The sequence below is a fragment of the Pseudomonas sp. Sample_21 genome (assembly GCF_004307525.1).
GTDB lineage: Bacteria > Pseudomonadota > Gammaproteobacteria > Pseudomonadales > Pseudomonadaceae > Aquipseudomonas > Aquipseudomonas atacamensis.
On record NZ_RCNZ01000092.1, the window covers coordinates 24,737 to 42,976 of the forward strand.

The 18,240-nt window shown below is 61.1% G+C and carries 14 protein-coding genes and 2 tRNA genes; 12 read left to right on the top strand and 4 right to left on the bottom strand.

The genetic code is table 11. From position 1 onward, the window contains the following. Window positions 1-51 precede the first annotated feature (51 nt). The 12 genes from D8U71_RS17675 (at window position 52) to D8U71_RS17730 (ending at window position 15,042) form a co-directional block, all read left to right on the top strand. The gene (locus tag D8U71_RS17675; protein WP_130888316.1) at window positions 52-1,551 is read left to right on the top strand and encodes an NAD(P)H-hydrate dehydratase; all 1,500 of its coding nucleotides are present in this window, start codon (window positions 52-54) and stop codon (window positions 1,549-1,551) included. Then, the gene (gene tsaE, locus D8U71_RS17680; RefSeq protein WP_130888317.1) at window positions 1,539-2,009 is read left to right on the top strand and encodes a tRNA (adenosine(37)-N6)-threonylcarbamoyltransferase complex ATPase subunit type 1 TsaE; all 471 of its coding nucleotides are present in this window, start codon (window positions 1,539-1,541) and stop codon (window positions 2,007-2,009) included. The genes D8U71_RS17675 and tsaE overlap by 13 nt, the downstream gene beginning before the upstream one ends. Then, complete coding sequence (locus tag D8U71_RS17685; protein ID WP_024011366.1) at window positions 2,010-3,440, top strand: N-acetylmuramoyl-L-alanine amidase; 1,431 nt, start codon at window positions 2,010-2,012, stop codon at window positions 3,438-3,440. Further along, complete coding sequence (gene mutL, locus D8U71_RS17690; RefSeq protein WP_130888318.1) at window positions 3,437-5,344, top strand: DNA mismatch repair endonuclease MutL; 1,908 nt, start codon at window positions 3,437-3,439, stop codon at window positions 5,342-5,344. Before D8U71_RS17685 ends, mutL begins: the two co-directional genes overlap by 4 nt. Continuing rightward, the gene (miaA, locus tag D8U71_RS17695; RefSeq protein ID WP_122601477.1) at window positions 5,344-6,315 is read left to right on the top strand and encodes a tRNA (adenosine(37)-N6)-dimethylallyltransferase MiaA; all 972 of its coding nucleotides are present in this window, start codon (window positions 5,344-5,346) and stop codon (window positions 6,313-6,315) included. The genes mutL and miaA overlap by 1 nt, the downstream gene beginning before the upstream one ends. Before the next feature lie 95 nt (window positions 6,316-6,410). Next, window positions 6,411-6,677, top strand: a complete 267-nt coding sequence (gene hfq, locus D8U71_RS17700) for an RNA chaperone Hfq (RefSeq protein WP_016771947.1) — start codon at window positions 6,411-6,413, stop codon at window positions 6,675-6,677. A 12-nt stretch (window positions 6,678-6,689) separates the two neighbouring features. Next, entirely contained in the window at window positions 6,690-7,991 is a 1,302-nt protein-coding gene (hflX, locus tag D8U71_RS17705) for a ribosome rescue GTPase HflX (protein WP_016771946.1), read from the top strand. A 96-nt stretch (window positions 7,992-8,087) separates the two neighbouring features. Next, complete coding sequence (gene hflK, locus D8U71_RS17710; RefSeq protein ID WP_024011368.1) at window positions 8,088-9,254, top strand: FtsH protease activity modulator HflK; 1,167 nt, start codon at window positions 8,088-8,090, stop codon at window positions 9,252-9,254. Continuing rightward, window positions 9,254-10,123, top strand: a complete 870-nt coding sequence (gene hflC / locus D8U71_RS17715; RefSeq protein WP_016771945.1) for a protease modulator HflC — start codon at window positions 9,254-9,256, stop codon at window positions 10,121-10,123. Before hflK ends, hflC begins: the two co-directional genes overlap by 1 nt. 313 nt (window positions 10,124-10,436) lie before the next feature. Continuing rightward, a complete protein-coding gene (locus tag D8U71_RS17720) occupies window positions 10,437-11,624 on the top strand; it encodes an ATP phosphoribosyltransferase regulatory subunit (RefSeq protein WP_016771944.1) in 1,188 nt (395 codons plus the stop codon). Window positions 11,625-11,678: 54 nt separating this feature from the next. Further along, window positions 11,679-12,968, top strand: a complete 1,290-nt coding sequence (locus tag D8U71_RS17725) for an adenylosuccinate synthase (protein WP_016771943.1) — start codon at window positions 11,679-11,681, stop codon at window positions 12,966-12,968. 139 nt (window positions 12,969-13,107) lie between these two features. Beyond that, the gene (locus tag D8U71_RS17730; protein WP_110602740.1) at window positions 13,108-15,042 is read left to right on the top strand and encodes a methyl-accepting chemotaxis protein; all 1,935 of its coding nucleotides are present in this window, start codon (window positions 13,108-13,110) and stop codon (window positions 15,040-15,042) included. Window positions 15,043-15,132: 90 nt separating this feature from the next. Here D8U71_RS17730 and D8U71_RS17735 read toward each other — a convergent pair whose 3' ends face one another. From D8U71_RS17735 to D8U71_RS17750, 4 genes are all read right to left on the bottom strand, one after another. Further along, window positions 15,133-16,698, bottom strand: a complete 1,566-nt coding sequence (locus D8U71_RS17735) for an iron ABC transporter permease (protein ID WP_130888319.1) — start codon at window positions 16,696-16,698, stop codon at window positions 15,133-15,135. After that, complete coding sequence (locus tag D8U71_RS17740; protein ID WP_016771941.1) at window positions 16,698-17,708, bottom strand: extracellular solute-binding protein; 1,011 nt, start codon at window positions 17,706-17,708, stop codon at window positions 16,698-16,700. The genes D8U71_RS17735 and D8U71_RS17740 overlap by 1 nt, the downstream gene beginning before the upstream one ends. Window positions 17,709-17,893: 185 nt before the next feature. Next, window positions 17,894-17,980, bottom strand: a tRNA-Leu gene (locus tag D8U71_RS17745). A 180-nt stretch (window positions 17,981-18,160) separates the two neighbouring features. Further along, a tRNA-Leu gene (locus tag D8U71_RS17750) sits at window positions 18,161-18,239 on the bottom strand. Window position 18,240: the final 1 nt, after the last annotated feature.

Sequence of the window (18,240 nt, forward strand, 5' to 3'; positions counted from 1 at the left end):
ACCGGAGCTGAGGTGCGTATAATTCTGCCAGACATCGGAGCCCGAAGACGCATGCCGCAGACGAAAGATGAATTCCCCGACGCGCTGTACCGCGCCGCGCAGGTGCGCGAACTCGACGCGCGGCTGATCGCCGCCGGCACGCCGGGCTTCGAATTGATGCAGCGCGCCGCCCGCGCGACGTGGCGCGCACTGGTGCGCAAGTGGCCGGCAGCGAACGAACTGACGGTGCTTGCCGGGCACGGCAACAACGCTGGCGACGGTTATCTGGTGGCCGGGCTGGCGCTGCGGGCCGGTTGGACGGTGCGCGTTCTCGCCGTCGGCGATCCGCAGCGTTTGCAGGGCGATGCCGCACTGGCCCATGCCGAATCCGTAGCTGACGGTGTTGTGGTGCAATGCTGGCAGGCGCAGAGCGAGCTGCGCGGTGTCGTCCTCGATGCCTTGCTCGGCACAGGTCTGAGCGGCGAAGTGCGCGAGCCGTATGCATCGGCGATCAAGGCGATCAACGCCTGCGGTTTGCCGGTAGCGGCGGTCGATATTCCGTCAGGGCTATGTGCCGATACCGGACGTGAACTGGGCGTCGCGGTCCACGCCGATCTAACGGTGACATTCATTGCTATGAAGATCGGGCTGTTGACTGGCGACGCGGCGGATCAAATCGGCGAACTGGTCTTCAACGACTTGCAAGCCACCGACGAAATTTTCAGTGACATTCCCGTCTGCGCTCATCGCCTGAGCGCCGCTAATCTCCCAGCACTTGCGCCGCGTGCGCCGACCTCGCACAAGGGGCGCTTTGGTCATGTGTTGCTGATCGGCGGCGATCACGGGTTCGGCGGAGCGATTCTGCTCAGCACGGAAATGGCCTTGCGCGGCGGCGCGGGCATGGTTTCGCTGGCGACTCGCCCAGAGCATGTGCCGGCGGCGCTGACTCGGGTGCCGGAGGCGATGGCGCTCGGCACCTCGTCAGCCAATCAACTGATGGGTCTGCTGGAAAAGGTTTCGGTATTGGTGATCGGGCCGGGACTCGGTCAGGCCAGTTGGGGCCGTGCCCTGCTGTCGGCTGCCGCCAATGCACCATCGCCGCAGGTGTGGGACGCTGACGCGTTGAACCTGCTGGCCAGCGATTTTGTCCAGTTGCCCAAGGATTGCGTGATCACCCCGCATCCGGGTGAAGCGGCGCGCTTGCTTGACATCAGTACCGCCGAGGTGCAGGCCGATCGCCCGGCCGCTGCTCTGGCGTTGAGCAAAAAGTATTCAGCGGTAGTGGTTCTGAAAGGTGCCGGCAGTCTGATCGCCCATCCAGACGGACGTCTGGCCCTCTGTCATCAGGGCCATCCGGCGATGGCCACGGGCGGGTTGGGTGATGTGCTGGCCGGTCTCACCGGCGCATTGCTGGCCCAAGGCATGGACGCGTTCGATGCGGCATGCCTGGCCGTCTGGCTGCACGCCAACGCGGGTATGCAACAAGGCAAATTCGGCCGTGGGCTGGCGGCCAGTGATCTGATTCCAGCCATTCGTCAGTTGTTGGAGGAGCAAGCACCGTGTCTGAAGTAACCCTGTACCTGGCCGATGAACAGGCGATGAGCGACTTTGGCGCACGGATCGCCCGCGTCACCCAGGGCCATGGCCTGATTTTTCTCGAAGGCAATCTGGGTATGGGCAAAACCACCCTGTCGCGGGGCATCATTCGCGGTTTGGGGCATGTTGGCTCGGTAAAAAGTCCGACCTTCACTTTGGTCGAGCCCTACGAGATCGGTGACATTCGTGCCTTCCACTTCGACCTCTATCGCCTGGTCGATCCCGAGGAGCTGGAGTTTCTCGGCATCCGTGACTACTTCGAAGACGATGCCCTGTGCCTGATCGAGTGGCCCGATAAAGGTGCAGGCTTTTTGCCAAAGCCCGACCTGACCATTACCATTAGCCCGCAAGACAGCGGGCGTTCGCTGAAAATTTTAGCCCAGGGCTCGCGTGGCGAGGCCTGGTGTGCCGCTTTGGCATTGGAATCCAATTAAATGATGGGGTTTGGTATGCGCTTTCGCGCGTTGGTGGCTGCCGCTGGACTGATGTTGATGGCAGTAACCGTCAACGCTGTGGCCGATTCAAAGGTCAACAGCGTGCGCCTGTGGCGGGCGCCGGACAACACGCGACTGGTCTTTGACCTCAGCGGCCCGGTGCAGCACAGCGTTTTCACCCTGACAGCCCCGGACCGGCTGGTAATCGACATAAACGGCGCCACCCTCGGCGCGCCGTTGAACGTGCAGACCGCGAACACGCCGATCACTGCGATGCGCTCGGCCCAGCGCACCCCGACCGACCTGCGCGTGGTCATCGACCTGAAAAAAGCCGTCACCCCGAAAAGCTTCTCGCTGGCGCCGAACGCGCAGTATGGCAACCGTCTGGTGGTCGATCTGTTCGACAACCCGGCCGATGCCGCGCCGCCGCCGGCGCCGACGCCATCGGTGGCGACCGTGCCGGCAGTGCCGGTGACCCCGACCGAACCGGCGATCAAGCTGCCGCCAGCCCCGGCCGGCAAGCGCGACATTATCGTGGTGATCGACGCCGGTCACGGTGGCGAAGACCCGGGCGCGTCCGGTTCGCGCGGCCAGCGTGAGAAAGACGTGGTACTGCAGATCGCTCGCGAGTTGCAGCGTCAGGTCAACGGCATGAAAGGCTTCCGCGCCGAGCTGACCCGTACCGGCGACTACTTCATTCCATTGCGCGGGCGTACCGAAATCGCCCGCAAGAAGGGCGCCGACCTGTTCGTCTCGATCCACGCCGACGCCGCGCCGTCCGCAGCCGCGTTCGGTGCGTCGGTGTTCGCCCTCTCTGATCGTGGCGCTACGTCCGAGACTGCCCGTTGGCTGGCCGACAGTGAAAACCGTTCCGACCTGATTGGCGGTGCCGGCAACGTCAGCCTCGACGACAAGGATCGTATGCTGGCGGGCGTGTTGCTCGACCTGTCGATGACTGCGTCGCTGACTTCCAGCCTCAACGTCGGGCAAAAGGTGCTGACCAACATCGGTCGCGTTACGCCGCTGCACAAACAACGTGTGGAACAAGCCGGGTTCATGGTGCTGAAATCGCCGGACATCCCGTCGATCCTAGTCGAAACCGGCTTCATCTCCAATGCCAACGAAGCGAACAAACTGTCCGCATCGAGCCACCAGCAAGCGCTGGCCCGTTCGATCAGCAGCGGCGTGCGCCAGTTCTTCCAGCAGAATCCGCCACCGGGCACTTACATTGCCTGGCTGCGTGATTCCGGCAAGATCGCCCAAGGCCCGCGCGACCACCGTGTCGGCCCGGGGGAAACCCTGGCGATGATCGGCGTGCGCTATCAGGTCTCGCCGGCCACCTTGCGTGCTGCAAACAACCTGAAAAGTGACGAGTTGAAAGTCGGTCAGCACCTGACCATTCCAGGCACCGAACTGGCGTCCAAAGAATGAACCAGGTAATGAACACGGCGCGCATCGAGCTGCTCAGCCCGCGGCTGGCGAACCAGATTGCCGCCGGTGAGGTGGTTGAGCGCCCGGCTTCGGTGATCAAGGAGTTGCTGGAAAACAGCCTCGACTCCGGCGCCAAGCGTATCGATGTCGATGTCGAGCAGGGCGGCGTCAAGCTGCTGCGCGTGCGCGATGACGGCAGCGGTATTTCTGCCGATGACCTGCCGCTGGCCTTGGCCCGTCACGCCACCAGCAAGATTCGCAACCTCGAAGACCTCGAGCAGGTGATGAGCCTGGGTTTCCGTGGCGAGGCGCTGGCGTCGATCAGCTCCGTGGCGCGTCTGACCCTGACCTCGCGCACCCGCGATGCCGATCAGGCCTGGCAGGTCGAGACCGAAGGCCGGGACATGGCGCCGCGCGTGCAGCCGGCGGCGCATCCGGTCGGCACTTCGGTGGAAGTCCGCGACCTGTTCTTCAACACCCCGGCCCGGCGCAAATTTCTCAAGACCGAAAAAACCGAATTCGATCACTTGCAAGAAGTGATCAAGCGTCTGGCGCTGGCGCGCTTCGACGTGGCTTTTCATCTGCGCCACAACGGGAAGACCATCCTCAGCCTGCACGAGGCCCACGATGATGCAGCCCGCGCCCGGCGTGTGGCGGCGATTTGCGGTTCGGGTTTCCTTGAGCAGGCGCTGCCGATCGAGATCGAACGCAATGGCTTGCACCTGTGGGGCTGGGTCGGTTTGCCGACGTTCAACCGTAGCCAGGCTGACTTGCAGTATTTCTTCGTAAACGGCCGAGCAGTGCGCGACAAACTGGTGGCCCATGCGGTACGTCAGGCTTATCGCGACGTGCTGTTCAATGGCCGTCACCCGACGTTTGCGCTGTTTTTCGAAGTCGATCCAGCGGCGGTCGACGTCAACGTGCACCCGACCAAACACGAAGTGCGCTTCCGTGACGGGCGCATGGTGCATGACTTCCTTTATGGCACCTTGCATCGTGCATTGGGCGATGTACGGCCGGAAGATCAGCTTGCCGGTTCGGTGACCACGGCGATCGTTCGGCCGAGCGGGATCGAGGCGGGCGAATTCGGCCCACAGGGCGAGATGCGTCTGGCCGCCAATGCGCTGCTGGAGCAGCCGCAGGCGCAACCGGCGTTCAACACGTCATCCGGGGCCAGCGCTGGCGGCGCTTATCAGTATCAATACACGCCGCGTCCGCAATCGGCGCTGCCCGCTGCCGAGGCTCAAGCCGCTTACAAAGAGTTTTTCGCGCCGCTGCCTGAAGCCAATGCCAGCGCGCTGCCAACCGGTCAGGAAGATATCCCGCCGCTCGGCTATGCACTGGCGCAGCTCAAGGGCATCTATATTTTGTCCGAGAACGCCCATGGCCTGGTGCTGGTGGACATGCATGCCGCCCACGAGCGAATCATGTACGAGCGCCTGAAGATCGCCATGGCCAGCGAAGGTCTCAGTAGCCAGCCGTTGCTGGTGCCGGAGTCGCTGGCCGTGAGTCAGCGCGAGGCCGATTGTGCTGAAGAACACGCCGCTTGGTTTCAGCGCCTTGGTTTTGAATTGCAGCGCCTGGGGCCGGAAACCCTGGCGATCCGGCAGATTCCCGCATTGCTCAAGCAGGCCGAAGCCAATCGACTGGTCGGCGACGTGCTTTCGGATTTGATGGAGTACGGCACCAGCGACCGTATCCAGGCGCACCTCAACGAATTGCTCGGCACCATGGCCTGCCACGGCGCGATCCGCGCCAACCGGCGTCTGGCCCTGCCGGAAATGAACGGCCTGCTGCGTGATATGGAAAACACTGAGCGCAGCGGTCAATGCAACCATGGCCGACCGACCTGGACCCAGCTGGGTCTGGACGATCTGGACAAACTGTTCCTGCGCGGTCGTTGATGAGCCAGCTTCCTCCAGCGATTTTCCTGATGGGCCCGACCGCTGCGGGCAAGACCGATCTGGCCATCGAGCTGACCAAGGTGCTGCCGTGCGAATTGATCAGTGTCGATTCGGCGCTGGTCTACCGCGGCATGGACATCGGCACGGCCAAACCTTCGAAAGAACTGCTCGCCGAATATCCGCACCGGCTGATCGACATTCTCGATCCTGCTGAAGCGTATTCCGCTGCCGATTTTCGTCGCGACGCGTTGCAGGCCATGGCCGAGATCACTGGGCGAGGAAAGATCCCGCTGCTGGTCGGCGGCACCATGCTCTATTACAAGGCTCTGGTCGAAGGTCTGGCGGACATGCCGGCGGCCGATCCCGAGGTCCGTGCGCAGATCGAGGAAGAAGCTGCACGCCTCGGCTGGCAAGCCCTGCACGATCAACTGGCGCAAATCGATCCGGTGTCGGCGGCGCGCATTCATCCCAATGATCCGCAGCGCTTGAGTCGGGCACTGGAAGTGTATCGAGTCAGCGGGCAGAGCATGACCGCCCTGCGCGAGCAACAATCTGCGCAAAGTACTGAAGCAGCCGCTTCGGGACGCCAACAATTGCCCTATACTGTCGCGAACCTGGCCATTGCTCCGGCGAATCGTCAGGTTCTGCACCAGCGAATTGAACAAAGATTCACAAATATGTTGGAACAGGGATTCATCGACGAGGTCGTAGCCCTGCGTAAAAGAAGTGACCTGCATTCGGGGTTGCCGTCTATACGTGCGGTAGGCTACCGCCAAGTCTGGGATTACCTGGACGGCAAGCTGACATTGGCCCAGATGCAGGAGCGGGGCATCATCGCCACGCGCCAATTGGCCAAACGCCAGTTTACCTGGCTGCGCAGCTGGGACGATTTGCACTGGCTGGACAGTCTTGATTGCGACAATCTGCCACGCGCCTTGAAATACCTTGGGACCATCTCCATATTGAGCTGAGTCCTTGCAATTGCCGTCTATCCTTGGGGGTGTGACGGCCGAAGCCATCTGAATTTACCTGTTTTTATTATTGAATCCTTAAAGGAGTGCGGCACATGTCAAAAGGGCATTCGCTACAAGACCCTTACCTGAACACTTTACGTAAAGAGAAAGTCGGGGTTTCCATTTACCTGGTCAACGGTATCAAGCTGCAGGGGACGATCGAGTCGTTCGACCAGTTCGTGATCCTGCTGAAAAACACCGTAAGCCAGATGGTCTACAAACACGCTATCTCGACCGTCGTGCCGGTTCGTCCAATTCGTCTGCCTAGCGCAACCGAAAACGAACAGGGCGATGCCGATGCAGCGCCGGGTAACGCCTGATAGGAGTCTCCTTTGTTCTTTGAGCGCCACGGTGGTGGTGAACGAGTCATCCTCGTTCACTTGGATGGACAGGACCCTGAGGCGCGCGAAGATCCGCAGGAGTTTCAGGAGTTGGCAAATTCGGCTGGCGCCGAGACCGTCGCGTTTTTTAACGTGCCGCGTCATCGGCCAACCGCCAAATATCTGATCGGCAGCGGCAAGGTCGAGGAACTGCGCGACCTGGTCAAGGCTGAAGAAGCCGATCTGGTGATTTTCAATCACATCCTCACGCCCAGTCAGGAACGCAACCTCGAACGTGTTTTCGAGTGTCGCGTGATCGACCGCACCGGGCTGATTCTCGATATTTTTGCCCAACGCGCACGCACCCATGAGGGCAAGCTGCAGGTCGAACTGGCCCAGCTTGACCACATGAGCACGCGGCTGGTTCGCGGCTGGACTCACCTTGAACGTCAGGGTGGCGGTATCGGTATGCGCGGTCCGGGCGAAACCCAGCTGGAAACCGACCGCCGTCTGCTGCGGGTTCGCCTGCGTCAGATCAAGGGGCGGCTGGAGAAGGTGCGCAGTCAGCGCGAGCAGTCGCGCCGTGGCCGTTCCCGTGCGGACATTCCTACCGTTTCGCTGGTGGGCTACACCAACGCGGGCAAATCGACACTCTTCAACAACGTGACGAAGTCCGAGGTGTATGCGGCCGATCAACTGTTCGCCACGCTCGACCCGACCCTGCGCCGGCTGGAGCTTGACGACCTCGGTCCGATCGTCCTCGCCGATACCGTGGGCTTCATTCGTCACCTGCCACACAAGCTGGTCGAGGCATTTCGGTCTACGCTCGAAGAGTCGAGCAATTCCGACCTGCTGTTGCACGTGATCGATGCGGCCGAACCGGATCGCATGTTGCAGATCGAGCAGGTGATGGTGGTGCTGGGCGAGATTGGTGCACAGGACTTGCCGATCCTCGAGGTCTATAACAAACTCGATTTGCTTGAAGGCGTCGAGCCGCAGATCCAGCGTGATGCCGATGGCAAGCCGCAACGGGTCTGGCTCTCGGCGCGCGATGGCAGCGGTCTGGAATTGCTTGAACAGGCCATCGCCGAGCTGCTCGGCAGTGATCTGTTCGTCGGTACCTTGCGCTTGCCGCAACGCTTCGCTCGGCTGCGTGCGCAGTTCTTCGAACTCGGGGCGGTGCAGAAAGAAGAATACGATGAAGAAGGTGTCAGCCTGCTGGCCGTTCGTTTGCCCCGGATCGAGTTGAATCGATTGGTAAGCCGCGAAGGATTGCAGCCGATGGAATTCATCGAGCAACACACTTTGCAATAAAAGCCTGACAAAGCGGTTGTGCCGCAACGGCAGGCATTCTGTAGCATTGGTCGGCGCGCCGTGGGTGCGTCTTTGCTTTATCAGATGGAGAGCGCTATGGCTTGGAATGAGCCGGGTGGCAACTCGAATAATCAGGATCCCTGGGGTGGCAAGCGCCGCAATAACGGCGACCGCAAGGGGCCACCGGATCTCGACGAGGCCTTCCGAAAGCTGCAGGAAAGCCTGAACGGGTTGTTCGGTGGTGGTAAGAAACGCGGTGATGACGGCGGCGGGTCGGGGCGCAGCAGTGGCGGCTTCGGCGGTCTGCTCGGCATCGGCCTGGTCGTGCTCGCGGCTGTCTGGCTGTACAGCGCGGTCTACGTGGTGGACGAGCAGGAGCAAGCCGTGGTGCTGCGCTTCGGCAAGTACTACGAGACTGTCGGCCCGGGCCTGAACATCTACTTCCCGCCGATCGACAAGAAGTACATGGAGAACGTGACGCGTGAGCGTGCGTACACCAAGCAGGGCCAGATGTTGACTGAAGACGAGAACATCGTCGAAGTGCCGCTGACCGTGCAGTACAAGATCAGCAACCTGCAGGATTTCGTGCTGAACGTCGATCAGCCGGAAATCAGCCTGCAGCACGCGACTGAAAGTGCGCTGCGTCACGTGGTCGGTTCCACCGCCATGGATCAGGTGCTGACCGAAGGTCGTGAATTGATGGCCAGCGAAATCAAGGAGCGTCTGCAACGCTTCCTCGATACCTATCGCACCGGTATCACCGTCACCCAGGTGAACGTACAGAGCGCAGCGGCACCGCGTGAAGTGCAGGAAGCCTTCGATGACGTGATCCGCGCCCGTGAAGACGAGCAGCGTTCGCGCAACCAGGCCGAAACCTACGCCAACGGCGTGGTGCCGGAAGCCCGTGGTCAGGCCCAGCGCATCATCGAAGATGCCAACGGTTATCGCGACGAGACCATCTCGCGCGCCAAGGGTGAGGCCGATCGCTTCACCAAACTGGTCGCCGAGTATCGCAAGGCACCTGAAGTCACCCGCGAGCGTCTGTACCTGGACACCATGCAGGAAGTCTTCAGCAACACCAGCAAGGTCCTTGTGACCGGCAACAAGAACGGCCAGAGCAATCTGCTCTACCTGCCGTTGGACAAGATGATCCAGAACAGTTCGGGTAATGCACCGGTGACCGGTTCGGCCGCCAGCAACAACACGGACGTCACGCCGCATGTCACCGACGTGCCGCAGACGCGTACAAGGGAGACCCGCTGATGAGCAATAAATCGCTGATCGCCCTGATCGTTGGCGTCGTTGTGGTACTGGTGGGCTGGAATTGCTTCTACATCGTCGCTCAGACCGAGCGCGCGGTGCTGCTGCAATTCGGTCGTGTGGTTCAGGCCGATGTCCAGCCGGGTCTGCATGTGAAGGTGCCTTACGTCAACCAGGTGCGCAAATTCGACGCGCGTCTGCTGACGCTGGATGCACCGACGCAGCGCTTCCTGACTCTGGAAAAGAAAGCCGTGATGGTCGATGCCTACGCCAAGTGGCGGGTGAAAGATGCCGAGCGCTTCTACACCGCGACTTCGGGTCTGAAGCAGATCGCCGACGAGCGTTTGTCCCGTCGTCTCGAATCGGGCCTGCGTGACCAGTTCGGCAAGCGCACCCTGCACGAAGTGGTGTCGGGTGAGCGTGATGCGCTGATGGCTGACATCACTGCGTCGCTGAACAAGATGGCGGAAAAAGAGCTGGGTATCGAAGTCGTCGATGTCCGGGTCAAGGCCATCGATCTGCCGAAGGAAGTGAACCGCAGTGTGTTCGAACGTATGAGCACCGAGCGTGAGCGTGAAGCTCGCGAGCACCGCGCCAAGGGTAACGAGCTGGCCGAAGGCATCCGTGCCGACGCTGATCGTCAACGCCGCGTGCTGCTGGCCGAAGCCTATCGTGAATCCGAAGAGGTTCGCGGTGACGGTGACGCCCAGGCTGCTGCGATCTACTCCAAGGCCTACGGCCAGGATCAGGAGTTCTACGGTTTCTACCGTAGCCTGCGTGCCTACCGTGAAAGCTTCGCGAACAAATCCGACGTCCTGGTCCTCGACCCAAGCAGCGACTTCTTCCGTTATCTGGAAAAAGCCAAACCTTGATACGACGTTGACCTGAATCAGTCCGCCCGGCGGCTAAAACCTCGGGCGGGGTGATCCTTTCGGAAAACGTGTGTATGATGCGGCAGCCGGGAAATTCCCGGCTTTTTTGCGTCTGCACGTTTGATTGCTATTTTTGTTGCAGACGTCGGGTTTGAATAGCCCGAGCGTTTTTCGAGGAAAGTGATGGGCGAAGCCGCCAGCCGGCCTTTCGCTGCGTCGTTCATGCGCGTGCGTTTTGAACGCCCCGATCATTTTCTGCTTCACTCAAGGCTCGCCCTCGTGCTGGCCGCCCGGATCAAAGGGGAATGGCGTAATGGCAACGGTAGACCGCTGGCTGCTGCCAGATGGCATCGAAGAAGTACTGCCACCGGAGGCGGCGCGCATTGAAGTTGCGCGTCGTCAGGTGTTGGATCTGTTCCAGAGCTGGGGTTACGAGTTCGTCGTGACTCCCCATATCGAGTACCTGGAATCCCTGCTGACCGGCGCGGGCCAGGACCTGGATCTGCGTACCTTCAAGGTCATCGACCCGCAATCGGGCCGGCAGATGGGTTTCCGTGCCGACATCACGCCGCAAGTGGCGCGCATCGATGCGCACACCCTGCGTCGCGAAGGCCCGAGCCGTCTGTGCTACGCCGGCAGCGTCCTGCATGCCCAGCCGCGTGCATTGTCGTCCTCGCGCAGCCCGATCCAGCTGGGCGCCGAGCTGTACGGCGACGCCAGCCCGAGCAGCGACGTCGAAGTCATCAGCCTGATGCTGGCCATGCTGCAACTGGCCGATGTGCCGGACGTGCACATGGACCTCGGCCATGTCGGCATCTACCGTGGTCTGGCGCGTGCCGCTGGTCTGTCCGGTGAAGTCGAGCAGCAGTTGTTCGATGCCCTGCAGCGCAAGGCCATCGATGAAGTGATTACCCTGACCGAAGGCCTGCCGGCTGATCTGTCGGGCATGCTGCGCGCACTGGTTGATCTGTGTGGCGGCCGTGAAGTGTTGAGCGCTGCCCGCGAGCGTCTGGCCAATGCGCCGGCGCCGGTGCTGGCGGCGCTGGAAGATCTGCTGGCGATCGCCGAGCGTCTTTCCGTGCGCTTCCCGCAGCTGCCGCTGTATTTCGACCTCGGCGAGTTGCGCGGCTACCACTACCACACCGGTGTGGTGTTCGCGGTGTTCGTGCCGGGCGTTGGCCAGTCCATCGCTCAGGGCGGTCGTTACGATGACATCGGTGCCGACTTCGGTCGCGCCCGTCCGGCGACTGGTTTCTCTACCGATTTGAAAACCCTGGTGACCCTGGGGCGTGCTGAGATCGAGCTACCGTCTGGCGGTATCTGGATGCCTGACAGTACGGATGCGGCACTCTGGCAGCAGGTTTGCCAGTTGCGCAGTGAGGGTCAGCGTGTCGTTCAGGCCTTGCCTGGACAACCTTTGGCCGCCGCCCGTGATGCGGACTGCGACCGGCAATTGATTCAGCAGAACGGGCTTTGGCAAGTATCGCCACTGGCTTCTTGAGTTTTCCTGCCGGCCATCGCCGGCACCAAGTTTGCGCGAATGAGGACAAGTGTTATGGGTAAGAATGTCGTAGTCCTGGGCACCCAGTGGGGTGATGAGGGCAAAGGCAAGATCGTTGATCTGCTGACCGAACATGCTGCCGCCGTAGTGCGCTACCAGGGTGGCCACAACGCGGGTCACACGCTGGTGATCGACGGCGAGAAAACCGTCTTGCACCTGATTCCGTCGGGCGTGCTGCGCGAAGGCGTGCAATGCCTGATCGGCAACGGCGTGGTGGTTGCACCTGACGCTCTGCTGCGCGAGATCACCAAGCTGGAAGAGAAAGGCGTACCGGTGCGCGAGCGCCTGCGTATCAGCCCGTCCTGCCCGCTGATCCTGTCCTTCCACGTCGCGCTGGACCAGGCCCGTGAAAAGGCCCGTGGCGAGCTGAAGATCGGTACTACCGGTCGCGGCATCGGCCCGGCTTACGAAGACAAGGTTGCCCGTCGTGGCCTGCGTGTCGGCGACCTGCTGAACATGCCGCGCTTCGAAGACAAGCTGCGTGAACTGGTGGACTACCACAACTTCATGCTGGTCGGTTACTACAAAGAGCCAGCCATCGAGTTCGAAAAGACCCTGGCCGAGTGCAAGGAATACGCTGAGCTGCTCAAGCCGCTGATGCTCGACGTGACCGCTGAGCTGCACGACCTGCGTCGTGCCGGCAAGGACATCATGTTTGAAGGCGCGCAAGGTTCTTTGCTCGACATCGACCACGGCACCTACCCGTACGTGACCAGCTCCAACACCACCGCTGGCGGCGTGGCGACTGGTTCGGGCGTGGGTCCGATGTTCCTCGACTACATCCTGGGCATCACCAAGGCTTACACCACTCGCGTCGGTTCCGGCCCGTTCCCGACCGAGCTGTTCGACGAAGTTGGTGCGCACCTGGCCAAGCAAGGTCACGAGTTCGGCGCCACCACTGGCCGCGCCCGTCGTTGCGGCTGGTTCGACGCCGTCATCCTGCGTCGCGCTATCGATGTGAACAGCATCTCGGGCATCTGCCTGACCAAGCTGGACGTACTCGACGGCCTGGAAACCATCAACATCTGCGTCGGCTACAAAGACGCGCAGGGCAATGCCGTTGCGCCGACCGATGCTGACAGCTACGTCGGCCTGCAGCCGGTGTACGAAGAAGTGCCGGGCTGGAGCGAATCGACCGTGGGTGCCAAGACCCTGGAAGAGCTGCCGGCCAATGCTCGTGCCTACATCAAACGCGTTGAAGAGTTGATCGGCGCGCCGATCGACATTATTTCGACGGGCCCGGACCGCAACGAAACCATCGTTCTGCGTCATCCGTTCGCTTGATAAGTCGTTGATGTAAAAAACAAAGGCCCCTTAATCGGGGCCTTTGTCGTTTATGCCTGTTGGACGGCATGACCTTTGCTGTGAATCTGTCTACAAGAGTGCCATCAAATTAATGGCGTCAGAAGTAGAGGGATTTAAAGTGTCAGCCGTTCTCTCACTGTTACAAAGCCGTTTGTTGCGGCCGGTGTTCGTTACCCTTGGTATCGCCCTTTTGGTGCAGGTGTTGGTGGCGGTTGCCCTGACGCGGAGCACGGTCACGGCGCTCGAAGCCGATCTGGCCGTGCGCCTGGGCGCCGACAGCCAGAAGCTCTCCGGTGAGCTGGAACAGGCCGGGCGTGAAGTCACTTCGAGTCTTGATGCGCTGTCAGCCAGTACTCGTCAGCGCCTCACGGCTGGCCTGTCCGCGCGCTTAAAGGAAGAGCAGGCGCAACTGCGGGCGACGCTGGAAAAGGATCTGAAGGATTCGGCCAACGACATGGCGCAGTTGCTTGCATCCGTAGCGCCGCGTGCGATGTGGGACAGCGACGTGCCGACGCTGTCGGAGTTCGCTCGTCGCGCCCAGCGCAATCCCAACGTGCTGTTCGTGGTGTATGACGACGCCACTGGCCAGCATCTGACCCGTTATCTCAACCGTGAAAACCCGATCAACAAGGCCTTGCTCGAAAAAGGTCAGGGCGAGCGTGCGCTGGATAAGGTGCTGGATGCGGCGAAAAACGATCCTTCGGTTTACTACCTCGAAGCCTCGATCAATCCCAATGGCGTGGAAATCGGCAAAGTGCTGATGGGCGTGTCCACGGCCTCGGTGGAAACCGATCTGGCCGAGCTCGACAAGCGCTTCCTGGCGCTGATTGCCAGCAGCGATCAATTGGTCGGCGACAGCCTCAAAGGCGCGGCGGCGGACAGTGCCAAAGCGATGCAGGCGCGCCTGCAATCGGCGCAGGGCACCGCTGGCGAAATGAAAGCCAACACTGCGCAAACCGTTCAAGACGCTGCCGCGACACTGCGCTGGCGTATCGGCCTTGGCCTGGCACTGGTCGGTTGCGGCGTCCTGCTGTTGCTGGCCGTGGTGCTCGGTCATCGTGTGGTCAATCGTCTGAAAATGCTCAATGCGGCGATGGACGATCTGGCAGCGGGCGAGGGCGATCTGACCAAGCGTGTGCAGATCAACAGCAAGGATGAAATCGGCGACATGGCTTCGGCGGTCAATCGCTTTGTGGATAAATTGCAGCCGATCGTACGCGAGGCGGGCGATGTCGCTCAGCGCACTGGCGTGGAAATCGGCGCGATGACTTTGCGCAACGCTGGCGCCGATGCGGCTGCCGGAATGCAGCGCGATGAAGTTGCAGAAAGCCTTCGCGCGCTGTCGCAAATGGCAGACGAGGCGCAGTCGGAAAGTCAGGCAATGCAGGCGGCGCTGAAGCAGGTTGTCGATATTCGTCAGGCCACCGATGAGAACACCCGGACTTCGGCGAAAGTTGGCAGCCTGATCGAAGCGCTGGCCGGGCAGGTCGATACCGGGGCGAAGGTTATCGAGCGACTGGCGCAGCAGAGCGAGCAGATCGAGGTGGTGTTGACGGTGATTCACGGCATCGCCGAACAGACCAACCTGCTGGCATTGAACGCTGCGATCGAGGCGGCGCGCGCCGGTGAAACCGGGCGTGGGTTTGCCGTGGTCGCGGATGAAGTGCGTGCACTGGCGAGCAAAACGCAGAGCTCGACGGGTGATATTCAAGCGCACATCGTTGCTCTGCAACAGGGCGCACGTGAGGCAGTCGAGGCGATTGGTCAGGCCGGACGGCAGGCCAGCGAAGGTTTGCTGGTCTTGCGCGACAGTGCGCGGTTGCAGCAGTCGGTGCAGGCTTCGGTTGAGCAGGTGCACGCGGCGATCGGTCTGGCGACGCAAGCAGCAGCGCATCAGGCGCAGGGTGCACAGGCAGTGCGTGGGCGCGTCGAAACGATTCATGCGCAGGCCGAGAAAGCGGCGCAGGCAGTGGTGGAAACCACGGCCAGTGGCAAGGTGCTGGATGGTCTGGCGGCGCAATTGAAAGCCAGCCTGGGGCAGTTCCGCGCTTAGTGGTATCCGGGCTGGCCTCTTCGCGAGCAGGCTCGCTCCCACAGGGAAACTCAACCCATTGTGAGAGCGAGCCTGCTCGCGAATACGGTATCAGCGGCTCAGATACATCCGTGTTGTCAGCAGATAAACCGGCAACCCCGAGACCACAATCAACAACGCCGCATAAGGCGCCGCCGCGGCAAACTCGACATTCGCTGTATGCGCCCAGACTTCGGTCGCCAATGTATTGAGTCCGGTAGGGCTGAGCAGCAACGTTGCCGTCAATTCCTTCATCGCATCAAGAAACACCAGCGCAAACGCTGCGCCCAGTGCCGGGAAAATGATCGGCAAGGTCACCCGGCAAAACGCGGTGAACGACGATGCGCCTAATGTCCGCGCCGCTTCTTCCAGCTGCGGTGCAGCCTTGTTCAGCGCAGTACGGATCGGCGCCTGCGCCAATGGCAGGAAGAGCAGCGCATAGGCGATCAGCAGCAAGCCCGACGTTTGATACAGCACTGGCACGTAATGCAGGGCGAAATACACCAGCGTCAACGCAATCACCAGCCCCGGCAGCGCGTGCAGCAGATAAGGCAGGCGTTCGGCCCAGATTGCCAATTGGCCTTTATAGCGCACCACCAGCAGTCCGACCGGTACTGCCAATAACAGGCACAGCGCCGCGCCGCCCAATGACAATGCCAGCGATGACAACAGCGCCTCGGTGATCGCCGCTACCGGGAACGCCGCCGATGAGCCGACCGCCAGCCAATACGCCAACATCCCCAACGGAATGCCGCTGCCGATAATCGCCAGCAACAGGCAATACAACTGACCAAGCGCCGCCCACGGTCCAAGCTTTACCTGTTCAGCTTGCCGCGCCGCGCCCTGGCCGGTGCGCACATGCCGGCCCTTGCCACGCACGCGCAGCTCCAGCCACAACAGCAGCAGGCACAGCGCCAGCAACACCGCCGAAAGCATCGCTGCGTTAGCGTTACTGAATTCCAGTTCGAATTGCTGGTAGATCGCCGTGGTGAAGGTTTGCAGGCCGATGATCGACAGCGCGCCGAATTCCACCAGCATGTGCAGGGCGATCAACAGCGAACCGGCCAGCAGCGATGGCCACAGCAGCGGCAGGGTGACGCGGAAAAACACGCCCCAGCGATTCTGTCCCAGCGTGCGGGCGGATTCTTCGAGGGAGGGATCGAGATTGCGCAGGGTCGCCGCAACTGGCAGGAAGATCAGCGGATACTTCGACAGGCTCATCACCAGAATCGCCCCGCCGAGGCCTTCGAATTGCGCGCTGAGCGAGACCCAGGTGAAGCTGCTGACAAACGCCGGCACCGCAAACGGCAGGCACAGGATCACGCCCCACAGGCGCCGCCCCGGCAGATTGCTGCGCTCCAGCAGCCACGCCAGCGACAGACCTATCACGGCGCAGGTAACCGTCACGCCGACCATCAGTGCCAAGGTGTTGCGCAACAGGCCGAACACATACGGGCGCCACAGCAAATGCAGCGCCTCGGCCCAGCCGGCCTGCCAGGCTTTCAGTCCGACATAGGCCAGTGGCAGCAGGCTCATGACCACCAGTAGCAATACCGGCAGCACCAGCCAGATTGACGGCCGTTTGCGTCGTGGCACGTAACCCCCGCGCGCGGCGGGGGCCGATAACGATGCTGCCATCAGTTCAGGCCAACTTCGCGTTCCAGCTCCAGCGCTTCTTCAGCATTGCCCAGATCCGCCGGAGTGACGTTCGGCGCTTCCAGTTCGCTGAACGGCTTGAGGCCGCGATCCGACTCCATGCCTTTGTGCAGCGGGTATTCGGCGGTGGTCTGAGTGATCACGCGCTGACCTTCTTCGCTGGCCATGAAGGCGAGGAATTGCTGGGCTTCTTTTGGATGTTTGCTGGATTTCAGCACGGCAGCGCTGGACACGGTGATCAAGCCGCCAGCGTCGCCGCCGGTGAAATAATGCAGCTTGGAGTCGAGCTTGCCTTTCTCGCGTTGCAGGGCGAACCAGTAGTAGTTGTTCACCAGTACGGTAGCGACTTCGCCGTTTTCCACAGCTTTGAGTGCGACCATGTTGTTGCTGTAGGTCTTGCCGAACGCGCGCAGGCCGGTCAGCCATTCTTCGGCGGCGTCACGACCGTGCAGCTTGATGATCGCTACGGCCTGCTCCTGGAAGGCGCCGCTGGTCGGCACGAAGCCGACCTTGCCCTGCCACTGCGGCTCGGAGAATTCCATCACCGATTTCGGCAGGTCTTTTTCATCGATCAGTTTCGGATTGAACGCGACCACGCGCACGCGCGCGGTAACGCCGATCCAGGTACCGTTGGCGGCGACGTATTTTTCCGGCAAAACCGCTAGGGTGGCGTCATCGGCCTTGGCCAGCAGACCCTGTTCGCCGAGGTTGTTCAGCGGCGGCGACTCTTCGGTGTAGATCACATCGGCGGGCGAGCGGTCGCCTTCTTCGATGATCTGGCTCGCGAGCTGGTTGCTGCTGCCTTTGCGCACGTTGACGTGGATGCCGGTCTTGGCTTCGAAAGCCTTGGCAATCGCGTCGCCGACTTCCTTGTGCTGGCCGTTGTAGAGAGTCAGGGAAACCGCATCGGCAGCCTGGGTGAGGGGAGTGGCGAGCGCCAGGCCGAGGAGGGTGAAGGTCAGGCCTCGGCGCAGGGTATTTCGAAACGTCATTCGCAGGGTTCCTCACTGTCGCATTGCAAAAACTTGCAACAATGATAAACGATATTGTTTCTCAAGTGCGCCTTGTGGGGCGACTGGCGATCCTGTAGGGATGGCGAAATTCAGGAAGGCAGAAACGCAAAAACCCGCTTTCGCGGGTTTTTGTGAAATCCAAGGCCTGAACCTTGAATTTGAATTGGTGCCCAGAAGAAGACTCGAACTTCCACGACCGTAAGGTCACCAGCACCTGAAGCTGGCGTGTCTACCAATTTCACCATCTGGGCAATCATCGCAAGCGTTGCCGCTGTTGATGTGGCGCACTATACGGAGGCCTTTTTGATCTGTAAACCCCTGATTTGGTTTTAATAAATCAGTGTGAGCAAAAGCTTTCCCGCAAATGAAAAAAACCCGCTTTCGCGGGTTTTGTGTGAGTGTTGAAACTGATCTAGTCTCAAACTCGAAATTGGTGCCCAGGAGAAGACTCGAACTTCCACGACCGTAAGGTCACCAGCACCTGAAGCTGGCGTGTCTACCAATTTCACCA

What these genes read in the sequence shown, in the direction of transcription:
- D8U71_RS17725 (WP_016771943.1), top strand. Translation starts at nt 11,679, where the DNA reads ATGGGTAAGAATGTCGTAGTCCTGGGCACCCAGTGGGGTGATGAGGGC.
- D8U71_RS17685 (WP_024011366.1), top strand. Translation starts at nt 2,010, where the DNA reads ATGATGGGGTTTGGTATGCGCTTTCGCGCGTTGGTGGCTGCCGCTGGA.
- hflK (WP_024011368.1), top strand. Translation starts at nt 8,088, where the DNA reads ATGGCTTGGAATGAGCCGGGTGGCAACTCGAATAATCAGGATCCCTGG.
- D8U71_RS17675 (WP_130888316.1), top strand. Translation starts at nt 52, where the DNA reads ATGCCGCAGACGAAAGATGAATTCCCCGACGCGCTGTACCGCGCCGCG.
- miaA (WP_122601477.1), top strand. Translation starts at nt 5,344, where the DNA reads ATGAGCCAGCTTCCTCCAGCGATTTTCCTGATGGGCCCGACCGCTGCG.
- D8U71_RS17720 (WP_016771944.1), top strand. Translation starts at nt 10,437, where the DNA reads ATGGCAACGGTAGACCGCTGGCTGCTGCCAGATGGCATCGAAGAAGTA.
- hflC (WP_016771945.1), top strand. Translation starts at nt 9,254, where the DNA reads ATGAGCAATAAATCGCTGATCGCCCTGATCGTTGGCGTCGTTGTGGTA.
- mutL (WP_130888318.1), top strand. Translation starts at nt 3,437, where the DNA reads ATGAACCAGGTAATGAACACGGCGCGCATCGAGCTGCTCAGCCCGCGG.
- D8U71_RS17735 (WP_130888319.1), bottom strand. Translation starts at nt 16,698, where the DNA reads ATGGCAGCATCGTTATCGGCCCCCGCCGCGCGCGGGGGTTACGTGCCA.
- hfq (WP_016771947.1), top strand. Translation starts at nt 6,411, where the DNA reads ATGTCAAAAGGGCATTCGCTACAAGACCCTTACCTGAACACTTTACGT.
- D8U71_RS17740 (WP_016771941.1), bottom strand. Translation starts at nt 17,708, where the DNA reads ATGACGTTTCGAAATACCCTGCGCCGAGGCCTGACCTTCACCCTCCTC.